Source organism: Geminicoccus sp., assembly GCF_035556675.1.
Classification (GTDB): Bacteria; Pseudomonadota; Alphaproteobacteria; order Geminicoccales; family Geminicoccaceae; genus Geminicoccus.
Map to the genome: position 1 here is coordinate 1 of NZ_DATMFZ010000006.1, position 4,987 is coordinate 4,987.

General features: G+C 70.1%; 5 protein-coding genes. 2 read left to right on the forward strand and 3 right to left on the reverse strand.

What is annotated here, in order from left to right; all coding sequences use genetic code 11:
- Both VNS22_RS00205 and ribA read right to left on the reverse strand, forming a co-directional pair.
- Positions 1-559 (reverse strand): YceI family protein (locus tag VNS22_RS00205; RefSeq protein WP_325728543.1); only part of this gene is annotated, 559 nt, incomplete at its 3' end.
- Positions 556-1,704: a GTP cyclohydrolase II gene (gene ribA / locus VNS22_RS00210; RefSeq protein ID WP_325728544.1), complete on the reverse strand. Its 1,149-nt coding sequence runs from the start codon at positions 1,702-1,704 to the stop codon at positions 556-558. The genes VNS22_RS00205 and ribA, both read right to left, overlap by 4 nt.
- Before the next feature lie 200 nt (positions 1,705-1,904).
- Here ribA and VNS22_RS00215 point away from each other — a divergent pair, with 200 nt between their 5' ends.
- Positions 1,905-2,564 carry a CDP-alcohol phosphatidyltransferase family protein gene (locus VNS22_RS00215; protein ID WP_325728545.1) on the forward strand — a complete coding sequence of 220 codons (660 nt, stop codon included), beginning with the start codon at positions 1,905-1,907 and terminating at the stop codon, positions 2,562-2,564.
- Positions 2,561-4,165 carry a hypothetical protein gene (locus VNS22_RS00220; RefSeq protein ID WP_325728546.1) on the forward strand — a complete coding sequence of 535 codons (1,605 nt, stop codon included), beginning with the start codon at positions 2,561-2,563 and terminating at the stop codon, positions 4,163-4,165. The genes VNS22_RS00215 and VNS22_RS00220 overlap by 4 nt, the downstream gene beginning before the upstream one ends.
- A gap of 6 nt (positions 4,166-4,171) precedes the next feature.
- On the opposite strand, the gene VNS22_RS00225 is transcribed toward VNS22_RS00220, so the two are convergent.
- On the reverse strand, positions 4,172-4,942 hold the full coding sequence (locus VNS22_RS00225) for a hypothetical protein (RefSeq protein ID WP_325728547.1): 771 nt from the start codon (positions 4,940-4,942) through the stop codon (positions 4,172-4,174).
- Positions 4,943-4,987: the final 45 nt, after the last annotated feature.

Sequence of the window (4,987 nt, forward strand, 5' to 3'; positions counted from 1 at the left end):
GAATCTCGTCGGGCACCCAGCCATCCGCGACCCCGTAGCTGCTGCCGAAGTCGGACCGGCGGATCACCGTGGTGGCCGAGGCACCCAGCACGTAGGTCCCGCCGAACGGGTAGGGCCCGATGCGGTTGAGCGTGACGTCCAAGGTGACGGGCTTGGTCACCCCGCGAAAGCGCAGATCGCCGATGATCTGCCCGGTCTTGTCGGAGGCAGGATCGGCATCGGTCATCACGAACTCGGCGATCCGGTGGTTATAGGCGTCGAGAAAATCCTCGGAGCGCAGATGGCGGTCGCGCCGCTGGTTGTTGGTGAACACGCTGTCCAGGTCGACCTTGATCCGCAGATAGGTGAGGGCGCGGGTCGCCTCGTCGAAGTCGAACTCGCCCTCGACCCGCTGAAACAGGCCGAAGATGCGGGCGTAGCCGATATGCGGCGCCTCGAACATCACGGTGGTGTGCTCGGGATCGAGCCGCCAGCGCGTGCCGGCATCACCGGTCTTGGGCACCATCATCACGCCCGCGAGCATCAGCAGGCACGCGAGCAGGCCGACCGGTCGCCTCATCCGCCATCCTCGTCGTTCACCGCCGGCAGCCCGAGATGTCCGGCACGCTGCGTCTTGGTCTGAAGATAGCGGAGATTGTGGCGGTTCGCAGCGATCGACAACGGCACGCGCTCGGTCACATGCACCCCGTAGCTGCTGAGGGTGCGTACCTTTTGCGGGTTGTTGGTCAGCAGGCGCACCTGGCGCAGTCCCAGCGCCTGGAGCATGCGCGCTGCGGTTCGGAAGTCACGCTCGTCCGGTTCGAAGCCCAGATGGGTGTTTGCATCCAGCGTGTCGAGGCCGGCTTCCTGGAGCCGGTAGGCGCGCAGCTTGTTGGTGAGGCCGATGCCGCGGCCTTCCTGGCGCAGATAGAGCAGCGCCCCGGCACCTTCCTTCGCCATCTGGGCAAGCGCGGCCTGGAGCTGCGGGCCGCAATCACAGCGCAGCGAGCCGAACACGTCGCCGGTAAGGCACTCCGAATGGAGCCGCACCAGCGGTGCGGACGTGCCGCCAAGCTCGCCCACCACCAGGGCCACGTGCTCATAGGCCACGTCCGGTGCCCGGAACGCCACGACCCGGGCCGCCTCGGTCAGGCTGATCGGCAGCTCGGCCTGGACGGTGGGTACGAGCGGCGGGTCGATCGCCGCTGTCTCGACCTCCTCCACCTCGATCTCGACGATCACGTCGACCTCGCGCTCGGTCACCGGTGCCACCACCAGGGCGGGCAGGAGGGAGGCGCGCTTGGCGATGTCGACCGCGGCGGCCTCGGCCGGACTGGCCGGCTCCAGTGCCAGCTCGGGCAGGACCACCGGCCGTCGGCCGCCGACCGGCAGCCCGGCCAGGGTCTCCAGCAGCTCGACACCGCCAGCACGGGGCACGGCCAACGCCACACAAACGGCACCGCCGGCATCCAGGCCGAGGGCCCGGGCGCGCGATGCGGTCAGCACCATGCGCACCGTCGGCCCAGAACTCCGGGCAAAGGCCAGTGAGGCCTCGGTGCCAGCCCCGTCCAGCGCCACGCAGTCGACCTGCGGCCGCCCGAGTGCCGCGATCCGGACGATCCCGCCTTCACGCAGCACTGCCTCGGCTGCCGCCAGCCGCACCCGGCGTCGGATCGATTCGCTGGCTGCGGGGACCTGGTCCGCCTTTTCGCTCCGCCCGAGCATTCTTTTCCCCGAGATCCGACAAAACCCACAACGCGTACCACGATAAGTGGGCAGTGCGTCCCGCGGGCGCCAGTCGGCTTTTCCATTGAAAACGGGCCCGCGCGTGCGCCATGTCGTTATGCCCGCACATGATCGAGGGAGTCTCGCCGATCACCAGCCTGGCCAACGTGAATCGTGCTTCCTGGATACTCGGGGGCTTATTGGCCGAGCTGGTTCTGGCCGCAGCTGCGGCCGCCGCGGTGATGGGGGCCACGACGCTGTTGCCAGCGTTATTAATGGCCTCGTGCTCGGCCCTGCTGGTGCTGGCGGCAGCCAGCCAGCCGGCCAGTGACGGCCCGGGGCCGGCCGATCTGGTGACCGGTATCAGGCTCGGCATGGCGATCGGCATCGGCGTCAGCGTGTTGTGCGGCAGCCCGCCGGGCGGGCTGGTTGCGGCCCTGCTGCTGCTGGCGCTCAGCACCGATGCGGCCGATGGCTGGATCGCGCGACGCACTGCCACTGCCACCCGGTTCGGGGCCCGGTTCGACCTGGAGACCGACACGGTGCTGCTCGGTGCCGCGAGCCTGGCCGCCATGCCGGTGGCAGGCCCCTTCGTGCTGACGGCACCGCTCTTCCGCCCGGCCTGGCTCCTGGCTGGATGGGTCCTGCCCTGGCTCGAGCGGCCGCTGCCGCCATCGCTGCGCCGCCGCATCCTGTGCGCGCTGCCGATCCTGCTGCTGCTGGCTGTCCCCTGGCCGCTGGCGGGATCGCGCCTGGCGATACCGGCGGCCGTGCTGGCCGTGCTGATGCTGGCTTCCTCCTTCCTGATCGACCTCGCCCACCAGTGGCAGCAGCGACGGGTCACGAGGCCAGAGGCGTGACTGGTCGTCTGTGTCTGTTCCTGGCGGCCCTGCTGCTGGCCAGCCTCGGTCTCAACCTGCCGGGCTCGCTGGCCGAGACCGCCCAGCTCTGGTTCTGGCGGCCGCCGGTGGAGTTCGTGCTGGCCGTGCTGCTCGCCATCCTGTGCGGCCGGCACCTCGGTTCCTGGCCCGCCAGGGTGATGGGCGCCTGCCTCGCCATGATGATTCTCGTCCGGATCGTCGACCGGCTGGTCTGGCTCTGGTTCGGCCGCGAGCTGGTCCTGGCGACCGACCTTGAGCTGGTGGTGCCGCTCCTGGAAGTCGGCTCGGGTGGCTGGCGCCTGCTGCCTGCGGCGGTCGCGGTGGCGCTTGGCGCCTCCAGTCTGCTCCTGCTCGCCTGGCCGCTCGTCCATGGCATCGATGCTGCGGCCCGGCTGCCGAGGCTCGCTGCCCTGCCGGCCGTGGCACTGATCGGGCTCTGGCTGGCCGGTGGGCCGCTCTCTGCGTTCGGCTTCGATCAGCTGGTCAGGCAGGCCGACCGGACCCTCCAGGCCCGGGCGGCCGAGCAGCGCTTCACCGAGGCGCGTGCCGCCGACCCTTGGCGCATGGCAGAGCCTGCCCGGCTGTTCCCGGGGCTGGCCGGGGTCGACGTGCTCGTGGTGTTCATCGAGTCCTACGGCCGCTCTGCCTTCGACCAGCCGGACGTGGCGGCCCTGGTCCGGCCACCGCTGGAACGCCTGGAGGCGGCCGCCGGGCAGGGCGGCAAGACCCTGGTTTCCGGCTTCCTCCGCTCGCCCACGGTCGGCGGCCAGTCCTGGCTGGCGCACGCGACGGTGGCCTCGGGCATCCCCACCACCGGGCAGGGCGGCTGGCGGGTCTACCTGCAGTCGGCCGATGCCGACCTGGCGCATCTGTTCCGCCGCGCCGGCCATGCCACGGTGATGGTGCAGCCGGCGATTGTGCGGCCCTTTCCCGAGGCGCTGAACCTGGGCTTCGACCGGCTGCTGTTCGCCGATGGGCTGCGCTATGCCGGTCCCCGGCCGGGCTATGTCACCATGCCCGACCAGTTCACGCTGCAACGGGTCGAGGAGCTGCTGGCCTGTCCGCCGGAAGCGGCAGGTGCCTGGTATGGTCAGGTGGCGCTGGTCGGCAGCCACGCGCCGTTCACCCCGCCCGTGCCGCCGCTCCTGCCCTGGGACGGCATGCGCGACGGCAGCGCCTTTGCCGGCCGGATACCTGCCGGGCCGGGTGCCGTCGAGCTATGGGCTGATCCGACAGCGCTGCGGCAGGCCTATGCCCGGACGATCGCCGGCACCATCGAGGTCATCGCATCCTGGGCGACGCTGCCGACGGCCCGCCCGCGCCTGGCGATCATCCTGGGCGACCACGAGCCGGCCGCCCGCGTGCTGGGTACCGATCCGGGCCATTACGTGCCGGTCCATGTGCTCGCCACCTCGCCAGAACTGGTGCAGCCCTTCCGAGACATCGGGTTCGTTTCGGGATCGTTTCCCGATCCCGATCATCCGGTGATGGGAATGGAGGGGTTGCGTCTGCTGCTGCTGGAAGGGTTCGGCGGGCCACCGACCCTGGTGGGCGACTTGGCTCTGCCGAAGATTGAGTAGCGCGCTTCAGTCGGTGCCCTCGACATAGTCCGGGCCGATGGTGCTGTCGGCGGCGCCCGCCTTGGCGAACAGGCCCTCCCAGAACTCGGTGAGCGTGCGCATGGCCTCCCCCGACAGGGCCGGCCGGTCCTTGGCATGGCTGCGGCCGAGGCCGAACGCGTCCACCTCCATGCCTGCCAGGTCAGGGACCATACCGGCCTGCTCGACCCTTGCCAGTGCCGGCCCGGCGCCATCGCGCAGCAGCTGCTCGAAGGTCAGCAGTTCAGTGTTCTCCAGCATGTCGGAGAACAGGACCAACCGCGTAGGATGGCCGGCGCGGTTGCTCGCGGCGACGCTGCGGATCGTCTCGATGATGGCCGAGGCCGGATGGTCCTGCTGGTCGTGCAGGAGATCGACCAGCATCGTCACCAGGTCGCGGGTGAAGACCTGCCGGTCGGCACGCGCCACCATCGCCTTGCAGCTGCTGAACAGGTTGCCGAGGAACCCTTCGTCCGGGCAGCCCGGCACGCAGCGGTCGAACAGCCGTCGGCTGTCGGCCGGGCTGGTGCCGATCGTGTAGAGCAGCAGCCGGTCGCCGGTACCGAGCTCGCGGAAGAAGCGCTCCATGCCACCGACCAGGACCTCCTGGTCCCGTTCGTCATAGGCGGTGGTCCGGTCGATCAGGAACAGGACGGCGCGCTTGCTGCCGACACAATAGTCGGTGGCGGCGCGGGCCTCACCCGGCAGGCCGCATGCCCACCACATTGTCAGCATCATCGACGCCAGCCATCGGCGCATCGTCCAGGCTCCGGTGCAAGGCCTGCACGAGGGCAGACTCGCTGA